Origin of the sequence: Agarivorans sp. 2_MG-2023, from assembly GCF_030548085.1 — a bacterium.
Classification (GTDB): domain Bacteria; phylum Pseudomonadota; class Gammaproteobacteria; order Enterobacterales; family Celerinatantimonadaceae; genus Agarivorans.
This window is the reverse complement of the sequence record NZ_JAUORQ010000002.1, coordinates 126,920-145,729: the sequence shown is the minus strand read 5'-3', so window position 1 is coordinate 145,729 and position 18,810 is coordinate 126,920. Positions and strand designations below refer to the sequence as shown.

The following is an 18,810-nucleotide window of genomic DNA, read 5'->3' as shown; positions in this document are numbered from 1 at the left end:
TACTATTTGGGGTTCTTTGTTGCGCGTTGATCTTCGCGTAACTTCTGCTTTTGTTGGCGACGCTGTTCACTATGTTGCGCGGCTTCCATTCCAACATGTTGTTCTCCACGTTGCTTGGCCAACTGTACTTGTTTTTCTCGCTCTCTAAAGCGGCCTTTTTGCTCGTCACTTAAGCTATCGTAACAATGTGGGCAGCTCACACCTTGCTCAAATTTTTCGCTTTGCATGTCGGCCGGAGATATAGGCATTCGACAGCCGCTACACAGTTGGTATTCACCCGGTTGTAGTTGGTGGTCTACGGTGACACGCTCATCAAATACAAAGCAGTCACCTTCCCATAACGACTCTTGTTGTGGCACTTCTTCTAAGTATTTAAGAATGCCGCCTTCTAAATGATAAACCTCATCAAAACCTTGTTCTTTTAAGTAGGCGGTTGATTTTTCACAACGGATCCCACCAGTACAAAACATCGCTACTTTTTTGTGTTTTTGTGGATCCATCTCTTCGGCGACGTAAGCCGGAAATTCACGAAAGGTTTCAGTATTTGGGTTTACCGCATGCTTAAAGCTGCCCAGTTGTACTTCGTAGTCATTACGAGTATCTACCACCAATACTTCTGGGTCGGCAATCAGTTGATTCCAATCGCTGGGTTTAACGTAAGAGCCCACTACATGGTTAGGATCAATGCCTTCCACACCCATGGTAACAATTTCTTTTTTGAGTTTTACTCGTGAGCGATTAAAGGGTTGCTCGGAGCTAAACGAGCGCTTATCCACTAGTTGGCTCAGGCGAGGATCAGACTTTAGCCACTGTAAAACCGTTTCTATAGATTGGTTTGGTCCGGCGATGGTGCCGTTAATGCCTTCTTCGGCCAGCAGTAAGGTACCGCGAACTTGGTGCTGTTTCATTAAGGCTAGCAGTGGGGCTTGTAGCTCTAGATAATTGTTTAATCGAACAAATTTATAAAGGGCGCAAATGGTAATTTGGCTCATGTTAACTTCCTTGTGCCTACCGGGGCGTAATCCCGAAGCATGGTTAAAAGAGGCTCATTGTAATGAAAATGCTACTAATTGCAGCAGTAATGTGGCTTTTTGTTGTAGGCTTGTTGGAGTGGTTTAACGATGTATAAGTACAGTTCTGTGTGCTAGCCCGCTAAAACAAAGTGTTACGGACTGTTGTGTTTTTGCTGCATAGCATGACAGGTCTATAATGAAGTAATTAACTAACATGGAATAGGTTGAGTAGTATGTCTAGTGTTTTAGCCTCAGTGGATCAACGAACCCAGCTCGTGGGCGAAAACCGTTTAGAATTATTAATTTTTAAACTCAACTCAATGCAGTTGTTTGCAATTAATGTTTTTAAGGTGAAAGAGGTAGTTAAACTACCGAATATGAACCGCTTACCAGGATCTCATGCTCATGTTTCTGGCGTGGTTACCTTACGCGGTCATTCTATTCCGGTTATCGATTTGCGTGCCGCAGTTAAAATGCCACCGGCTAAAGAAGAAGCCAAGGTCGACTGTAACCTAATTATTACCGAATATAACCGCTCGGTGCAGGGCTTTATGGTGGGCGAGGTTATGCATATTGTGAATACCTCGTGGAAGGATATTTTACCGCCGCCTACCTCGGTAGGGCGCAGTAATTACCTCACGGCCATTACTCGAATCGATCATGAAGATGCCAGTCGCATTGTAGAGATTATTGATGTTGAGAAAGTACTGGCGGAAATTGTTTCTTACAACATCGCCATTTCTGAAGAAGCCTTAGATAAAGATGTTTCTCATCTATTAAGTGGGAAACGAGTGTTGGTTGTTGATGATTCCTCCACGGCACGCGGTCAAGTGAAAGCCACCCTAGGCCAATTGGGCATGGAAATTATTGAAGCCGAAAATGGCCTTCAAGCGCTAAACATGCTTAAGGGCTGGGCCGATGAAGGTAAATCGGTGTACGACGAGATTTTGTTAATGATTACCGATGCCGAAATGCCCGAAATGGATGGTTACCGATTAACCGCTGAAGTGCGGGGGGATGAGCGTATGAGTGATTTGTTCATTGCCTTGAATACGTCTCTAAGTGGCAGCTTTAATGAAGCCATGGTAGAAAAGGTAGGCTGTAATCGCTTTATCTCTAAGTTTCAACCGGATTTGCTGGTAGATGTTGTACAGCAGCGAATGCGTGAATCTATTTCAGGTTGATTTTTGAACCCATTAGCAGCCTCAAACGGAGCGGTTAAGGCTCAAGTACTCTAGAAAAAGGCTCGAAGGCTTACATGCGCTTCGGGCCTTTTTGATTAATGCTATAAAGCCGCTGCTACTTTGTTTGCTACGTCTTCTGAGAGCCAAACTTGCCAAAGCTCAGGATGATGTTCAAAAAAGTAATACATTGCCTCTTCTGCGTCAGCCTGGTTGTCTTCCATCCAAGCCAGTAAAAAGCTCATTTGTTGGTTGCTAAAACCTCGCTGGCCCAGATATTCAAAGGCTAAAGGTTCATTTTTAGCAAATGATTCCGTGGTAACCGAATGCACAGGTGAGGGCGGGTACATAGTGACTTTAGGCGACTCACAGTCTGGCTGGGTAGTACAGTTGCGGTATTCATCTAGGTCTGTGCCACTGCCAAAATCTACTTTTACCATGGTGTATTTACCCAGCACAGGGGTGGGTGACCAGTAATAACCAAACCATGGCTTTTTGCGTTCATAGGCTTTAGCCAGTTCACCAGCTAAAGCGGCACCTGAACCAGGATCTATCATCTCAAAACCATGCTTCTCAAGCGCTAATGCATTGAACAAATGCTCTGAGGTTATTTGACAGGTCCATCCTGCCGGACAGCCATAAAACGCAGATTTTTCATCATCTTCCGGATGTTTGAATAAGTTTGCGTGTTTAATCACCCCCTCAATGGTGGCAAGCTCTGGGTGCTTCTCTACCAAGAAGTCGGCAACCCAAAAGCCTTCTTCACCGCCGTCTGTTAAGGAGTTTCCGGCGTAGCGTAAACGCTTATTGGCAACACCTTTGTCTAAGGCTTCCTTAATACCATTGGTCCAAAGTTCTGGCGCGATATCTGGGTAGCCTTTTTCTATCATTGATATCCCTGTTGGAACGCTATCTCCAGGTATCAATTCGGCTTCACAGCCAAAGCCATGTTCTAATATAAACTGGTCAATATGCGCCATCAGGCTTGCTGAATTCCAGTTCATATCGGCAATGCTTACGCTGCCACACTCTTTTGCATTGGTCTGAATCGATACCACAGACAACAGCATCGCTAAGGCAAGTGCACACTTGTTTTTCATAAAGTTTATATCCTCTATCCATGTCGAATAAGCTTGTTTACCTTAGCGCGTGCAAGGTAAACAATAATGCTTGCCAGCGTTAGTTAAAGAGCGGCTCAGTGAGGTTTACTTTAGCCTTACTTAACTGGCTTTTACCGTTGCTTTCAGTTTATGCATAAATGCTTTGAAGTGTGGCATAAAATCGATGAACAAATCGTGTTTACGATTTTGCATCATAACCGGCCCTAATAAACGCAAGGCTACACCCACTTTGGTGGCGATGTTTTCTTCTAAGCCACTGCCTTGCTTTAGTTTTTCTACTACCGTAAACAAGTCTTCTCTGTCTTGGTATTCGAATACCAAGGTTTTTGGCGCTTCAGTATCGAGTTCTTCAATAGTGATACGGTAGCCATTTTCTTTTCTGGTACGTGTCGTCATACTTTTCTCACTCTAAGGTTGTTTAGCTTTTTAAGAATTTTTCAATTTTAGGTTTTACTGTCATTGAAATAATCAGCATGAGGCTTAAACCTACCGGCAGTGCGACTAAAAAACCCTCTAGCCACGCGCTGGCAAATTCTGATCTATTAGCAAAGCCGATATTTTTAGCGGTGGTAGTAAAAGCCATAATCGATTCCATGATGACCGCCATGATCACTCCAACAATCGGGTTACGTGCAGACTCTGCTATATGTGGCAGTAGCTTGGCGATTAACTTGCTCACTAGGCTCATCATTACTACACCAACCGGCATCAAAATAACGGCGGTAGTAAGAAATGCCTCTAACCAAATCACTGCAAAGGAGTCGCTGTATCCCACTTGTATATAAGTCATCACGCCAGTCAGGGTACCCGCGATAACAGACATCATGGCGAGCACGACTAAAATTTTGTAGAACAGTGGGTTGGATTTAGCTTCTGCCGTTACGGCTGCTGTTATTGGTGCGCTCATTTCGTTGTTCAATTTGTACCTATTTGCATATGGTTGATTTTATCTACTATATTTGAATTAGTTGATTTAGTCAACTACGTTTGGGTATAAATAGAGAGCGACTCAACATGAGTATTCTTTTATTTAGAAAATACAGTCAGTTAAGCGAAGGCGTATCTATCAACTAAATTGAGGGGGAGTGAGCGGAGTAAGTCAGCATTCGATGAGGAGCGCTGGCATTGTGGTTTACCGTTGCTTTAATACACGAAGATGCTTGGTTTTTAGTGGTATGTGGCAATCAGCCAATAAAAAAGGCCCTTAGATAAGGGCCTTTATAAAGATTTAAGCTTGCCAGTGCTTGGCTTGAATTTTACTTAAAAAACAACTGGCTAAATGGGTTAAGTAAAGATGCCAATCCCGAAGTAAAATGCAGTGGTGCATCTAACAAGGTTAAACATAAGCAATCTTGGTTAGCTGCAGTGCGCGGGGTGTGTTTATTCTCAGTATTTTGAATAATAAAATCACCCGGAACATAGCTACCCGCATCATCGATAAAGGTGCCAGCTAGTACCAAGGTTATCTCTTGACCTTGGTGAGTATGCTCTGGCAAGGCACTATCTTGATCCATGTAAATAAAGTTCATTTTACTGTCACTAACAGCATCTACACGGGCTCGTTGAATTTTACCCGGTAAGCGTCCCCAGGGGCCAATGTGTTGCGGATGAGCCTGCAAAGCTCGTGGCAATGGAAAACGTTTATCCCCTAAACTGATTTCTTCTTGCAGCCTTGGTTGGCTGGGCTCAATCACTGTTTCAGCACTTTGCTGCATAATCATTTGCAGCATTGAATCCAGATCATTGCTCATGGCTGCAGGTTGAGTATCTTCTAATTGAGCGGCCATTTTCTGTTCAATGGCATGCACCCGTTGTCTACACTCGGTGCAGTACTCCAAATGGGCACTTACCATAATGCTCATAGCGGGGTCTAATTGGCCAGCGGCATATAGGTTGAGAGTCTCCTCAACTGGATGAAATTGAATGCTAGTCATCTAAAACCTCCTTCATTTTTTTCAGCGCTAATCTAAGGCGACTTTTCACAGTGCCAAGCGGTAAATTCAATATTTCCGATACTTGTTGTTGAGACTCACCATGTAGGTAGACCCGCCGAACAATATCAGCTTGTTCTTCTGGCAAACGTTCTATTAACTCTTTGAGCTCGTTACTCACTAACTCTTGATCCTCAGAAGATATCTTGTCTGAGTCTTCTTCTTCAGTGAGAATTGGCCAAAGGTCGTCGCCTTGCACCCAGCTTTGCTGGTGCTTGCCTTTGCGCATTAGGTCAAATTTAACGTTCCGCGACACCGAAAATATCCACGTCATCGCATTGCCTTTGGAGGCGTCGTATAAACCCGCTTTAAGCCATAGTTTGAGCATGGTTTCTTGCACCATTTCTAGTGCCAAGGATTCATCTACAAACTGCTTACGCGCCAAATTAAGTAAGCGTGGAGCAACTTTGCGGAACAAGGTGTCGTAACTGCGCTTACACTGCTTACTTGCAATGTTTGCCAATAACAGGGCGATACCATCGTCTTTATTGGGCTGGGAAACCTGAGTAGCCATGCGTGTTGTTGTTCCACCGATTGTCGATACTGAGCGTTGTATTTCCATATTGCCAAAATCGTTGTCGGATTGATAACTGATTAACGGGGTAGATGATTAAAACGATCACTTTGTCTCAAAATAAAACCTAAATAACGTATACACAAAGATGCAGAAGGGGACTTAAGCAAGCGCTGCTTGGTATTTATAGGCAGGGGAAGTAGCTCTAACCAGCGCCAACAAAGCTGCTTTACACATTCGCTACTTATATTTTCCTGCAGGTCAGAGGCTTTAAGTTCTGGATACTGTAAGTTGATTTTTTCTAGGGCGAGTTGTAAAGCATGGGTATTTCTTTGTTTATAGAGGTTTGGCCAAAGCTCTAAAGATTCAGCCCTTATACAAGGGGCCATCCATTCATTACTAAACGCTAGAGCATTCGCGCAAACCTGGCCCCAATTCAGCACTTTACATTCAACTACAATCTCCGCTTGGCTCAACCAATCTACATGGCTAATTTGCGCAAAGCTTACAATATCACCTTGCTTAACAGCGCTGTTTCCATTGCTGTCTTGAAAGGCTAACCACATTCCACCGGCTTTCTCTGCTGCCCGTAAACTGGCAATGAACACAGACCCCTGGCCACGTATTCTTGCGTATCGCTCGGGCATATAGTGTTCACTGCAAATCATCAATGGGTACAACTGAGGCATAAGCGGATCAGCTCCTAAAAACTACTTAGTTGTTTTGTATTACGTATAGAGTGCAAAAAAAGATGAATGATCTTTCTTATTATCTTTCACGTACTATGATTAACAACAATAGAAACAAATGCTTAGATTTGTTTAGCTAAAAGGATTTTTCATGAAAACTTCAGCGTCGATGCCCCCAATCGTCCAGCAGCTAGAACAGTTTTACTCTGAGCTTGGCATGGCCCAAGTGGCGCGTTTATCTGAGATTTACACCGACAATGTGGAGTTTATTGACCCTCTGCATCATCTACATGGCATTGCAGATTTAGGCCAGTATTTCGAACATCTATTAGTAAACACCGATAAGTGCGAGTTTCATTTTTCCTCGCGTTTGATTGCAGATGGCGAATTCAGCCTTACTTGGCAAATGCAGTTTGCTCATCCAAAACTCGGAAACGGTCGTTTAATTGCGCTAGACGGAATAAGCCACCTCAAGTTTGATGAAAGAATCTATTACCATCGCGATTACTACGATGTGAGCGCCATGTTGCATGACCATATTCCGGTGATTGGCTGGTTGTCTAAAAAGTTAAAAAATGGTCTAGCCCAATGAATATTCTTATCACTGGGGCTAGCTCGGGCATTGGTAAACAGTTGGCCTTAGATTATGCCGCCAAAGGTCACCAAGTATGGGGGCAAGGGCGAAATAAAGAGCGCTTGCAAGAATTAACAAACAAAGGCATCACAGCTTTGCCGCTAGAGTTAGCTGATTTAGCGACAGTGAGATCCAGTTTGAGTGAGTTACCAGCCATGGACTTAATTGTTTTGTGTGCCGGTAACTGCGAATACCTAGACCCAGAGCGCTTTGACGCTGAATTGTTTAGCCGCGTTTGGCAAGCCAATGTGCTTACCGTTGCCAACTGTTTAGATGGATTGTGGGGGCAGCTAAAACCTGGCTCCCAACTCGCCTTGGTAGGCAGTTTGGCGCATTTACTGCCGTTTAGCCAAGCTGGCGCCTATGGCAGCAGCAAAGCGGCAATACACTACTTATCTCAGGCGCTTGGTACCGATTTAGCCGCCAAACAGGTGAGTGTACATTGTGTGCAACCTGGTTTTGTTAAAACCCCTCTCACCGATAAAAATGCCTTTGCCATGCCCAACATGATTAGTTCAGAGCAGGCTAGCCAATACATTATGAAGGGTTTAGCAAAGGGTAAAACAAGCATTAATTTCCCTGGTGTATTCAGCGGAATATTACACTTTTTGAATTGTTTGCCAGTGTCTTGGCAACAATCTCTCTGTCGCCGTTTAGCTCACAAGGAAGGAGCATAGATAGATGAAAATTGCAGTTATTGGAGCGGGCATATCAGGCATGACCTGCGCTCACTTATTAAAAGAACAACACGATGTCACCTTACTGGAACAAAATGATTATCTTGGCGGGCATACCGCGACCAATCAAATTGAAATAGAAGGTAAAGAGTACGCGGTAGATACTGGTTTTATTGTGTTTAACGACCGTACCTACCCCTTGTTTAACAAGTTGTTGGACAAGTTAGGTATTCACGCTCAGCCTACAGAAATGAGTTTTAGTGTGGTTAATCCAGAGCTTAACTTGCAATACAACGGGCACGATCTAAACACTATGTTTGCCCAGCGTAGCAACTTGCTTAAACCTAGCTTCTATAAATTCATTAACGAAATTTTGCGTTTTAACAAGCTAGCTAAAGCAGCGGTAGATATAGATACCTCGGTAAGCTTGGGGCAGTTTTTACAAGAGCACCGCTTTTCCAGAATGTTTCAAGAAAACTATTTACTGCCTATGGGGGCGGCGATTTGGTCGTCTTCACTAAACGGTATTAACCAATTTCCAATGCAGTTTTTTGCTCGGTTTTTTGTAAACCACGGCTTGTTAGATGTTGCTAATCGCCCGCAATGGCACGTTGTTCCGGGTGGTTCCAAGCAATATATAAAACCGCTACTTGCGGGCTTAGAAGATAACATTCGCTTGAACAGCCAAGTCACCAGCATTCAACGAGGCGACGATGGAGTAAGCATTGAAACCAGCGATGGTTGGACATGGCAGGGCGATGCCGTAGTGTTTGCTTGCCATAGTGACCAAGCATTGTCGGTATTAGGCGCAGAAGCCAGTACTGATGAGCGAGAGGTATTAGGCAAACTCAAATATCAAAATAATGAAGTCATCTTGCATACCGATGAGCGTCTGCTGCCAAGTATTCATCGTGCCCGTGCTAGTTGGAACTACCTACTTCCGCCTAGCGGTGATAGGAATGACCGACTGGCCAGTGTTACCTATGATATGAATCGTTTGCAGGGTTTAGAGAATGCACCGCAGTTTTGTGTCACCTTGAATCCACTGGAGCCGATTGCTGAAGATAAAGTGATTAAGCGCTTTAACTATATGCACCCGGTGTTTTCGGTTGAAGGATTTGGCGCGCAGCAGCAACGTGAACTGATTAATGGCCAGAATAACAGCTACTTTTGTGGCGCTTATTGGCATAACGGTTTTCATGAAGACGGTGTGCGCTCGGCGGTGGAAGTATGTCGTAAGTTTGGCATCGATTTGTGAGGAGTAAACGATGGACGTAAAACACTCTTCTATTGCCTTTGGCGATACCTTTCATCAGCGTTTTGTGCCACGTAAACATGGCTTTAGCTACAAGCTTTATTATGCGTGGATAGATTTAGCTGAGGAGCAAGCCGTTCGTCATCAGCTAAAAAACTTCAGCCGCTTCCTGCCGTGGTTTCGGCTCCGTGAAGGCGACTATTTAGGCAAGCAGCCGGGCAGCATTCGCGATAAAGCGTTGGCCGCTCAGCAGCGTTTTCAGCCAGGTTATAGCGCTAAACAAGTGGTGCTAATGGGGCAGTTTCGTTGCCTTGGTTGGTATTTTAGTCCGGTTAATTTTGTGCTTTATGGTGATGGCGACAAGTTTGATTACATGCTGGCCGAAGTTACCAATACCCCATGGAAAGAAAAACACCAATATTGGTTAGATTTAAATACCCTAGAAGACCATGACAAAGCCTTTCACGTATCTCCGTTCAACCCAATGGATATGCGCTACAACTGGCAAGTAAAGCTAGTAGAACAACAGGTTACTGTGGTGATTAATTGCTGGCGGCAACAGAAAGAATTTAGTGCTGGAGTAAATTTAATTAAGCAGCCATTAAACTCTTCTAGCCTTAGTCGCGTTATTAAGTCATATCCTTTGCTCACTCTTAAAGTGGTAGGGGGAATTTATTGGCAGGCATTGAAGTTATGGATGAAAAAAGTTCCGTTTTATGGTCATCCAGCCAGCGACAAAACTCACTGATATTTGCTGTTAAGGAAAACTTATGACCACTGCAAAATCGCTCGCTACCGCATCGTTAAATAGCAGCTTGGACATTACTCGCCACCTTGTAATGAAAACCTTTGACGGTTTAACCGGCGGGGCAATTTTATTGAGCCAAGCAGGCTACGAGTCTGTTCATCTTGGAGAGAAAGATTATCCTCATGTAGTAGAAGTACACATTCTTGATGCTCAGGTTTTTTCTCGTATTTTGAAGGGCGGCAGTATTGCTGCAGGCGAAACCTACATGGAAGGTTTGTGGCGCTGTTCTGATTTACATCGCTTATTGCAGCTTCTAGCAGACAACCAAGATCATCTAGACAGCTTAGACAGAAAGCTGCATTGGTTTACCAGCGCGTGGTTTAAAGTTCAGCATTTCTTTCGTCGCAACCACAAACGCCAAGCCAAGAAAAACATCTTAGCTCACTACGACTTGGGTAATGATTTTTACCAATCGTTTCTCGATCCGCAAATGCAGTATTCGTCGGCTATTTTCGGCGGCCAAGATATCACACTGGCACAGGCGCAAGACAATAAACTCAAACGTATTTGCGAGCAGCTAAAGCTGCAATCAAATGACCACTTGCTAGAAATTGGTACAGGCTGGGGCGGCTTAGCCATGTATGCGGCCAGTCATTATGGCTGCAAAGTCACTACCACTACTATTTCAGATAAACAGCATGCCCATGTTTGCCAGTTAGTTGAACAACGTAATTTAGGCCATTTGATTACGGTGCTTAATCAAGATTACCGCGAACTAGAAGGCGAATACGACAAGCTAGTATCGATTGAGATGATTGAAGCAGTGGGTGAGCGTTATTTACCTGGTTTTGCTGAGTTATGCTCTAAGCGCTTAAAAGCGGGTGGCTTAATGCTACTGCAGGCGATTACTATCGACGACCGTCGTTTTACCGCATACAGAAAAAGCGTTGATTTTATTCAGCAATATGTATTTCCAGGCGGTTTTTTACCTTCACCTTCGCTGCTTAAGCAACTATTTGCCAAGCAGGGGATGCAGCCTCTACAACGCTTAGAGATTGGCATTGATTATGCCGAAACCCTTCAGCATTGGCATCATAGAGTGCAGCAACAGCACCAAAATAACAGCCAAAGCTTTGGCTTTGATGAGCAGTTTTACCGTCTGTGGCACTTCTATTTCGCTTATTGCGAAGCGGGTTTCCGTAGCCACAATATTGGTACCGAACAGCTCACCATGGTGAAAGGGTAATTGGCTTATGCAATGGCCTGTATTGCTTGTATTTAAACTGAACTGGTTTGCCGCCTTTTTTTGGGGCGAGCAAGCAGTGTGGTTTATGTTGCTGGGGTTAGTGGCCTTAGCCTTATTGCAAGTACGCAACTACCAGTGGGCGGTACTTGTACCTTGTGCCATGTTAAGCGTCGTCGGCGTTATTATCGATATCGCGCTAGTAGAGTTTGGCGTGCTGAGTTTTAGCTCGCCTAACTTACCGGTGTTTATGATGCTGTTGTGGGCAAGCTTCGCCCTTTTACTGCCCACCTTGGCCAGTTTACCGAAACCCTTTATGCCCATTTTTGTTGCGATAATGGGGCCGGTTTCTTACTACTTAGCCAGCCTAGCCGAGGTGTTCACCCTAGAGCTAGGCCTTTGGTTAGGGCTACTTATACTGCTACCGCTATGGAGTGTGTTTGCTTACTTAGCGAATTCGTTATTGGAGAAACGCTATGTTTAAAACCTTATTTATAGCCATTGCATTATTCTCAAGCTTTAGCCAAGCAAGCAATATGAAACTGGTAGGCGACGCCAAATTAAAGGTGTTGTTTTGGTCCATTTACAATGTGAGCTTACACAGCCCAGACGGGCAGTATCAGCAACATCGCTACCCAATGGTGCTTACCATTGATTACCTGCGAAAAATTAACCGCAGTAAATTGGTAGGTGCCACCAAAGATGAGTGGCAGCGCTTAGGAGTGTGTGAGCAATCGCCGTGTCAGCAATGGCTCAATAAGCTCTCATCGATTTGGCCAGACTTAAAAAAAGGTGATCAGCTACAGTTAGTGGCCGATTCGGCCAACCAAGGGCGCTTTTATCTCAATGGTGAACATTTGGGGTCATTAGATGACAACCTATTTAGTCAGCACTTTTTAGATATTTGGCTTTCGGAAAACAGCCGCTTCCCAAAACAGCAGCGCTCGTTAACCGGCGCAAATTAGCCCTTACTTAAACTCTCGTTTATTGCATCCAGTAAGTTTTCACTAGGCTGGGCGCCTGACAACAAATAACGATTGTTAATGATAAACGCGGGTACTGCTTGAATGCCGTGATTTTGCCAGGTTTGCTGGCTATTGCGCACTTCTTCAACGTAGAGTTGGTCTTTTAATACTCGTTGCGCCAGCTCACTGCTTAAGCCCACTTGCTCCACTATTGCTAACAAGGTATCGCGATCCGAGGGATCTTTCCCTTGGCTGAAGTAAGCCTCAAATAATGCCAGCTTGAACTCGGTTTGCTTACCGTACGGTTCGCTCCAATGCAGCAATTGGTGGGCCTCAAAGGTGTTATAAATTCTAGAGTCTTGATTAAAATTGAAGCTAAACCCAAGCTCGTTGCCAATGCCTTTTAGCTGCTCTCTCACGGCCTCACTTTGCTCTGTAGTGCTACCATACTTCTCTTGAATATGTTCGCGAAGGTTTTGTCCTTCTGCGGGCATTTTCGGGTTTAGCTCAAAAGGGTGCCATTGAATATGTGGCCTAATATTGTCATCTAGCTGGCTTAAAGCCTCTTGCAAGCGCAGGTAACCCACAATGCACCAAGGACACACCACATCAGACACAATATCGATGCGTAAGGAAATACCAGCAGCCATAAACAAACCCTCTTAATCTTGTGTAGTGAGTATGCGCTAGACGGCCAGTGATTAGCAAACTTTGCTGGACGAGAGAGCACGCTTGAGGTTTGTTGTAGTTATAACAAAAATCATTTGTGATTTTTGAGCTAAATTGCTGGCTAGAGAGTTGGTAAACTGGCAACAGCTAAATAATAGGAACACAAGCATGACAACTTCTTTGTTCGACTCAATCAAATTGGGCCAATTGACCCTAAATAACCGCATTGTAATGCCACCAATGACACGTTCGCGCGCCAGCCAACCGGGTGATGTAGCTAATGAGATGATGGCCACGTATTACGCTCAGCGAGCGAGTGCAGGTTTAATTGTATCTGAAGGGACTCAAATTTCGCCAATGGGCAAAGGATATGCATGGACACCAGGTATTTATAGCCAAGAGCAAATTGCGGGCTGGAAGACAGTAACCGACGCAGTGCATGCCAAGGGCGGTACTATGTTTGCTCAACTATGGCACGTAGGTCGAGTGACTCACTCAGATAACATTAACGGTGAACAGCCTATTTCATCGTCTGCTATTGCTGCCGAAAATGTAAAAGTATTTATTGATAACGGTAGCGACGAACCGGGTTTTGTTGACGTAAGCACCCCGCGAGAAATGAGCCAACAAGACATTTCCGAAGTGGTTCAACAGTTTCGCCAAGCGGCTTTAAATGCCATAGAAGCCGGTTTTGATGGTATTGAACTGCATGCTGCTAACGGCTATTTAATAAACCAGTTTATCGATTCTGAATCTAACCAACGCCAAGACCAATACGGTGGTAGCTTGGAAAACCGTTTACGCTTCTTAGATGAAGTAGTTGCAGCCATGGTGGATGCCATTGGCGCAGAGCGAGTAGGGGTGCGTTTAGCGCCACTAACAACCTTAAACGGTACCGTAGACGCTAACCCTATCGAAACTTACACCGCTGCGGCTGTGCTGTTAAATAAACACAACATTGTTTATTTACACATTGCCGAAGTGGACTGGGATGATGCGCCAGATACGCCAATAAGCTTTAAACGTGCCTTGCGTGAAGCCTACCAAGGCGTATTAATTTATGCTGGCCGTTATAAAGGGGACAATGCTCAACAAGCCATAGAAGGCGGTTTAGCCGACATGATTGGTTTTGGCCGTCCGTTTGTGGCCAACCCCGATTTACCTGCACGTTTGCAGCATGGGTATCCGCTGGCCGCTCACGATCCAAACACGCTATTTGGTGGCGGCGAGCAGGGCTTAAGCGATTACCCAAGTTATCAAGCTTAAGTAACGATTAACCTGAGCCTTTGTGTAAGCAAAGGCTTAGTGATTTTTCGCAGGCGTTTACAGTAACCCTTGGACAAATTTGTATAAATAACTCAGAAATAACAGCGCACCTACCACCATAAAAGCAGTGCCAGTAGAAGTATCATTACTGGACGCAGAAATACCCCGCGAGCTTTTACTGTTCCGCAACGATCGCCCAATCAAAATAAGGACTACAGAAACGAGCATCACCAAGGCATTTACACTCAAAGAAGATGTTGATTCGGGTGTCACGGTGTTTCCTCAATTAGCCAATGCCGGCCAATAATAAACAAAGCCTGAGCAAACAAGTAGCACTAACTTAGGCATTAGTTAAACTATGCGGCTGCTGTTGCGGCGGGGCGCAAGTACTGAGTCGAATGACTCAATTTTGTTGCGGGTAGATTGTTATGCGGCAGAAATGCGTCAAACCACTTAAACTCACTTTTGGACAGAAATGATTTAGAGGTATGCCTTAAATTGCTTACACCCAATTAGAAACAGTATCTTGAAACCTTCAACGCTTATTTAGGAGGCTTAACTCAAACCATTCAAGGTTGATCTTTAAATTACTCTGACTCAGAAATGAGTTTCGGAAAATTGAAGATTAGTAGGTTATGAATTACTAAAGGTATGGAAAGTCATCTAGCTTGGCGTTCAGTATTAATGGTGCAGATCATTTGCCTAAAATCAATCACATTCGAAGATCATGGGTATATTGCAACACAGTTGATGTTAGTTAATGGATACTCAATAAGCAGTAATCTATAGTTAGTATTTCTAGAATGCGATTATGTAAAAGCTTTGGGGTTTAAATGAAAAGAGATACAAAAAATCAGTTCGCTCCAGTTACGTTGTTATTACACTGGATTGTTGGTTTAACCATGATAGGGCTACTAGGTATTGGGGTCTACATGGTTGAAGCTAAGGCTTTTTCTCTGTTTCCATGGCATAAGTCATTTGGAATCCTAATTTTTGGTTTCGTGCTACTACGCGTGATATGGCGTATCAATAACGGCTGGCCAACGCCGGTGGGTCACTATAGTAAAGTTGAGCACATCTTGGGCCATGCAGTACATTGGGTTTTAATTCTAGGTACTCTCATTATGCCTATTTCGGGTTTTCTTAACTCAGCGTTGGGTGGGTTTGGTGTGGAATTCTTTGGTTTAGAGTTAGTACCTAAGAATGTTGACCCTGAAAACACAAAGAAAGCGGTGGCCTTCAATGAAGGATTTTATTCCATTGCTCATAGAGTGCATTATTGGGTTGGTTACGCGTTAATTGGCGCAACTGTGTTACACGTAGCAGGTGCGCTTAAACATCATATAGTCGATAAAGATGGTACGCTAAGGCGAATGCTTGGCGCTAAGATTTTCTATACCTAATCAACTTGAAGACGCTTGGCTGAGCATCTGAAAGTTATGATTAATCCTCGTCGTCAATGAGCCTGAAATCCCTGTTCTCGTTCATTTTGGTTCAATCGCCTCTAATATAACCAAAGCCTACGATGGGATCTCACAAACCTAAACGGGCTCCAAAAATCATCACTGTCACGACTATTAAACCGACAATAGCGATGATTAATAATAAAGTTCCAAAACGAGATGTACCACTGTTCGTCATTTTCTATCCTTTGAACATTGTCCGTAAATAGTGATGAGCCACTCATTGACTCACCATCTGTTCAATTTATTATTCTGCGTTGTTTGTTGTTGCCAGGACTTTGTCGCCTGACTTAAACAATTTGCAGATCAAGACAAAGAATAGTGGAGCGAAGTAAATCACCAATAGCGTTGCCCCCATCATACCGCCCAATACAGATGTACCAATCGCATTACGTGCATTAGCACCAGCACCCGTACTAAGAACCAAAGGCAACACACCAAGCCCAAACGCCAAAGACGTCATGATGATTGGGCGCAGTCGCATCTCACACGCTTGCACTGTTGCGTCTATAATGCTGACGCCTTTTTCATAGAGCTCTTTAGCAAATTCAACAATCAAAATGGCATTTTTAGCAGTTAAACCTATGGTGGTTAATACGCCCACTTGGAAGTAAACATCGTTCTCTAGCCCTCGCAACATGATCGCAGTCAGTGCGCCGAGTATCCCTAATGGAACCACTAGAATAATCGCAATTGGAATGCTCCAGCTTTCATACAAAGCGGCTAAGCAAAGGAAAACCATCAAGATGGAGATCGCGTACAGAATGGGCGCTTGGTTTCCAGCTTCGATCTCTTGATAGGACATTCCCGTCCAGCTCACCTGTACATCGTTTGAAATCTCTGCGGCTAATCGACCGATTTCATCCATCGCTTCACCAGTACTGTAACCAGAAGCTGCTTCACCGACGATTTCTACTGCAGGGTTGCCGTTATAACGTTGTAACTGTGGTGAACCTTGACCCCAATGATAGCTACTGAAAGCTGAGATAGGCACCATCTCACCGTTGTTGTTACGCACAAACCATAAGTTTAGGTCTTCTGGTGTCATGCGATATTCGGCATCGGCTTGAATGTAAACCTTCTTAGAGCGACCACGATCGATGAAGTCATTCACGTATGACGATGCCCAAGCAATGGATAGTGATTGGTTGATGTCATCAATTTCTAGACCTAGCACTTTGGCTTTTTCATAGTCGACATCAAGGAACAGTTGCGCGGTATCCTCAAGGCCGTTTGGTCGTGTACTTTGCAATAATGGACTTTGAGCCGCCGCCGCCAGTAACTGGTTTCTGAACTCAATCAGTTTGTCATGGCCAACAGCCCCCACGTCTTCTAGGTAGAAGTTAAAACCCGTTGAAGTACCAAGTTCTCGAATTGCTGGGCTACTAAAAGCAAAGATCTGTGCATGTTTGTAATTTGAAAACTCACCCATTACACGGCCGATAATGGAATCAACATCGGTTCCGGGTTCAGTCCTTTCTGACCAATCTTTCATGCCAATAAATGCCATCGCTGCATTTTGCCCAGAGCCTGAAAAGTTGAATCCAGACACGGTAAACACGTGGTCGACAGTATGTGATTCGTTCTCTTCAAAATAATCTTTGATATCCAACATCACTTCTTGCGTTTTTTGTAATGTGGTCCCTGTTGGTGTGGTGACCATCACCATGAAGTCACCTTGGTCTTCATTTGGCAAAAATGAACTTGGTAGCACGTTGTATAGGTAAGCGGTGCCTGCAAAAAGCATCACGTAAACAAAAACGAAGCGCAGTGGTCGCTGCAAAGCGTGTTTAACAGAGCCTCTGTATTGGCTGGAGAGCTTGTCGAATCCTCGGTTAAACAGTGCAAAAAATTTATTGCTTGATGTTTTATCGACAGGCTTTAGAAGCGTTGCGCACAATACGGGAGTCAGAATCAATGCCACAACAACAGATAACACCATTGCTGAAACTATCGTCAAAGAGAATTGTTGGTAGATAACGCCCGTTGACCCTGACATGAAGGCCATAGGAATAAATACAACCGACAACACCATCGTAATACCGATTAAGGCACTGGTAATTTGTCCCATTGATTTTTTGGTTGCTTCAAGAGGAGATAGGTTCTCTTCATGCATTAAACGTTCAACGTTTTCCACAACAACAATGGCGTCATCAACCAGAAGGCCGATAGCCAAGACTAAACCAAACATGGTGAGTGTATTGATCGAGAACCCCAGCATGGCCATAACACCGAAGGTGCCAAGCAGTACGACTGGTACGGCGATGGTTGGGATTAAAGTTGCTCGTAAGTTTTGCAAAAACAGCAACATGACGAGAAATACAAGCCCAACGGCTTCAAAAAGGGTTTTGACCACTTCACTGATGGATAAACGGATAAATAAGTTATTGTCGGTGGTTTTAACCAGTTCTAGTCCATCCGGAAAACCTTTTGAAAGTTGTTCAAGTTTTGCATCAACCGCATTTTGTGTGTCTAACGAATTTGCGCCGGTTGCTAGTGTGATTGCAATACCGGAGGCACCCATACCCATATAGGCAGGAATAACGGACGACTCTTCACTAGCTAACTCTATACGTGCCACATCTTTGAGCTTGATTTGAGCGCCATCACTGTCGACTTTAATTAAAATATCCTCAAACTCTTCAACGCTAGTTAATAGGCTTTGAGCTGTGATGCTGGCATTAATTAGCTGAGAATCAACGGCTGGTGTTCCGCCTAACTGACCAACGGTAACTTGGCTGTTTTGAACCGATACTGCATTCGAAACATCAACAGGCGTAAGGCTATAGCTGTTCAATTTGGCAGGGTCTAACCAAATACGCATCGCATAAGATGGGCCGAATATGGTCACTTCGCCTACACCGTTCACGCGGCTTAGGATATCTTTGATGTTTGAGTTTGCGTAATCTTGAATATCTCCCGCACTCATGCTGCCGTCAGGAGAATATAAGTTGGTAACCGACATAAAACCTGACGTACTCTTGGTGACAGAAGTACCTTGATTTTGTACCGCTGTCGGCAGGCGATTACTCACTTGCTGTAAGCTGTTCTGCACCTGTACCTGAGCGATATCGGGGTCGGTATCTGCACTAAACGTCAAGGTAACACTCGCACTACCAGAAGAGTCACTTTTAGACGCCATGTATAACAAGTTATCTAACCCTGTCATGCCTTGTTCGATGACCTGAGTAACGCTGTCTTCAATTGTTTTTGCTGAAGCACCTGGGTAAGACGTTGAAATGGTCACGGCTGGCGGTGCAATTGTTGGGTATTGTGCGACTGGCAAAGAGACGATAGCCGCAATGCCTGAAAGCATAATGACAATGGATATCACCCAAGCAAAGATCGGTCTGTTAATAAAAAAGTTCGATAAGGACATGG

General features: G+C 44.2%; 19 protein-coding genes. 10 read left to right on the top strand and 9 right to left on the bottom strand.

The window, feature by feature from the left end:
• Nucleotides 1-2 precede the first annotated feature (2 nt).
• Nucleotides 3-992, bottom strand: coding sequence for a rhodanese-related sulfurtransferase (locus Q4549_RS03390; RefSeq protein ID WP_303549482.1), 990 nt, complete (start codon nucleotides 990-992; stop codon nucleotides 3-5).
• A gap of 254 nt (nucleotides 993-1,246) precedes the next feature.
• Here Q4549_RS03390 and Q4549_RS03385 point away from each other — a divergent pair, with 254 nt between their 5' ends.
• On the top strand, nucleotides 1,247-2,197 hold the full coding sequence (locus Q4549_RS03385) for a chemotaxis protein CheV (protein ID WP_303509897.1): 951 nt from the start codon (nucleotides 1,247-1,249) through the stop codon (nucleotides 2,195-2,197).
• Nucleotides 2,198-2,298: 101 nt separating this feature from the next.
• On the opposite strand, the gene Q4549_RS03380 is transcribed toward Q4549_RS03385, so the two are convergent.
• From Q4549_RS03380 to Q4549_RS03355, 6 genes are all read right to left on the bottom strand, one after another.
• On the bottom strand, nucleotides 2,299-3,294 hold the full coding sequence (locus Q4549_RS03380) for an ABC transporter substrate-binding protein (RefSeq protein WP_303549484.1): 996 nt from the start codon (nucleotides 3,292-3,294) through the stop codon (nucleotides 2,299-2,301).
• Nucleotides 3,295-3,414: 120 nt separating this feature from the next.
• Complete coding sequence (locus tag Q4549_RS03375; protein WP_303549487.1) at nucleotides 3,415-3,711, bottom strand: DUF3861 domain-containing protein; 297 nt, start codon at nucleotides 3,709-3,711, stop codon at nucleotides 3,415-3,417.
• Nucleotides 3,712-3,733: 22 nt separating this feature from the next.
• The gene (locus Q4549_RS03370) at nucleotides 3,734-4,222 is read right to left on the bottom strand and encodes a DUF2798 domain-containing protein (protein ID WP_303549490.1); all 489 of its coding nucleotides are present in this window, start codon (nucleotides 4,220-4,222) and stop codon (nucleotides 3,734-3,736) included.
• A gap of 349 nt (nucleotides 4,223-4,571) precedes the next feature.
• Entirely contained in the window at nucleotides 4,572-5,249 is a 678-nt protein-coding gene (locus tag Q4549_RS03365; protein WP_137672013.1) for a ChrR family anti-sigma-E factor, read from the bottom strand.
• A complete protein-coding gene (locus Q4549_RS03360) occupies nucleotides 5,242-5,868 on the bottom strand; it encodes a sigma-70 family RNA polymerase sigma factor (protein WP_303549493.1) in 627 nt (208 codons plus the stop codon). Before Q4549_RS03360 ends, Q4549_RS03365 begins: the two co-directional genes overlap by 8 nt.
• Nucleotides 5,869-5,900: 32 nt before the next feature.
• Nucleotides 5,901-6,509, bottom strand: a complete 609-nt coding sequence (locus Q4549_RS03355) for a hypothetical protein (RefSeq protein ID WP_303549495.1) — start codon at nucleotides 6,507-6,509, stop codon at nucleotides 5,901-5,903.
• A gap of 151 nt (nucleotides 6,510-6,660) precedes the next feature.
• Between Q4549_RS03355 and Q4549_RS03350 the strand changes: the two genes are divergently transcribed.
• Genes Q4549_RS03350 through Q4549_RS03320 form a run of 7 tightly spaced genes read left to right on the top strand, consistent with a single transcriptional unit; the run spans nucleotide 6,661 to nucleotide 12,031 of the window.
• Nucleotides 6,661-7,101 (top strand): nuclear transport factor 2 family protein, encoded by a 441-nt coding sequence (locus Q4549_RS03350; RefSeq protein WP_303549498.1) that lies wholly within the window; start codon nucleotides 6,661-6,663, stop codon nucleotides 7,099-7,101.
• Nucleotides 7,098-7,820 carry an SDR family NAD(P)-dependent oxidoreductase gene (locus Q4549_RS03345; protein ID WP_303549501.1) on the top strand — a complete coding sequence of 241 codons (723 nt, stop codon included), beginning with the start codon at nucleotides 7,098-7,100 and terminating at the stop codon, nucleotides 7,818-7,820. Before Q4549_RS03350 ends, Q4549_RS03345 begins: the two co-directional genes overlap by 4 nt.
• A 4-nt stretch (nucleotides 7,821-7,824) precedes the next feature.
• A complete protein-coding gene (locus Q4549_RS03340; protein ID WP_303549504.1) occupies nucleotides 7,825-9,078 on the top strand; it encodes an NAD(P)/FAD-dependent oxidoreductase in 1,254 nt (417 codons plus the stop codon).
• Nucleotides 9,079-9,088: 10 nt separating this feature from the next.
• Nucleotides 9,089-9,823, top strand: coding sequence for a DUF1365 domain-containing protein (locus Q4549_RS03335; RefSeq protein ID WP_303549506.1), 735 nt, complete (start codon nucleotides 9,089-9,091; stop codon nucleotides 9,821-9,823).
• Nucleotides 9,824-9,845: 22 nt separating this feature from the next.
• Nucleotides 9,846-11,069: a cyclopropane-fatty-acyl-phospholipid synthase family protein gene (locus tag Q4549_RS03330; protein WP_303509927.1), complete on the top strand. Its 1,224-nt coding sequence runs from the start codon at nucleotides 9,846-9,848 to the stop codon at nucleotides 11,067-11,069.
• A 7-nt stretch (nucleotides 11,070-11,076) separates the two neighbouring features.
• Entirely contained in the window at nucleotides 11,077-11,550 is a 474-nt protein-coding gene (locus Q4549_RS03325) for a DUF2878 family protein (protein WP_303549508.1), read from the top strand.
• Entirely contained in the window at nucleotides 11,543-12,031 is a 489-nt protein-coding gene (locus Q4549_RS03320) for a chalcone isomerase family protein (protein ID WP_303549510.1), read from the top strand. The genes Q4549_RS03325 and Q4549_RS03320 overlap by 8 nt, the downstream gene beginning before the upstream one ends.
• Here the strand turns inward: Q4549_RS03320 and Q4549_RS03315 are convergent.
• Nucleotides 12,028-12,681, bottom strand: coding sequence for a DsbA family oxidoreductase (locus tag Q4549_RS03315; protein ID WP_303549512.1), 654 nt, complete (start codon nucleotides 12,679-12,681; stop codon nucleotides 12,028-12,030). The two genes, Q4549_RS03320 and Q4549_RS03315, sit on opposite strands and share 4 nt — an antisense overlap.
• A 187-nt stretch (nucleotides 12,682-12,868) precedes the next feature.
• On the opposite strand from Q4549_RS03315, the gene Q4549_RS03310 reads away from it, so the two are divergent.
• Both Q4549_RS03310 and Q4549_RS03305 read left to right on the top strand, forming a co-directional pair.
• Nucleotides 12,869-13,966: an alkene reductase gene (locus Q4549_RS03310; RefSeq protein ID WP_303549515.1), complete on the top strand. Its 1,098-nt coding sequence runs from the start codon at nucleotides 12,869-12,871 to the stop codon at nucleotides 13,964-13,966.
• 833 nt (nucleotides 13,967-14,799) lie between these two features.
• Complete coding sequence (locus Q4549_RS03305) at nucleotides 14,800-15,369, top strand: cytochrome b (RefSeq protein WP_303549518.1); 570 nt, start codon at nucleotides 14,800-14,802, stop codon at nucleotides 15,367-15,369.
• Nucleotides 15,370-15,676: 307 nt separating this feature from the next.
• Here Q4549_RS03305 and Q4549_RS03300 read toward each other — a convergent pair whose 3' ends face one another.
• Nucleotides 15,677-18,808, bottom strand: a complete 3,132-nt coding sequence (locus tag Q4549_RS03300) for an efflux RND transporter permease subunit (protein WP_303549521.1) — start codon at nucleotides 18,806-18,808, stop codon at nucleotides 15,677-15,679.
• Nucleotides 18,809-18,810 lie beyond the last annotated feature (2 nt).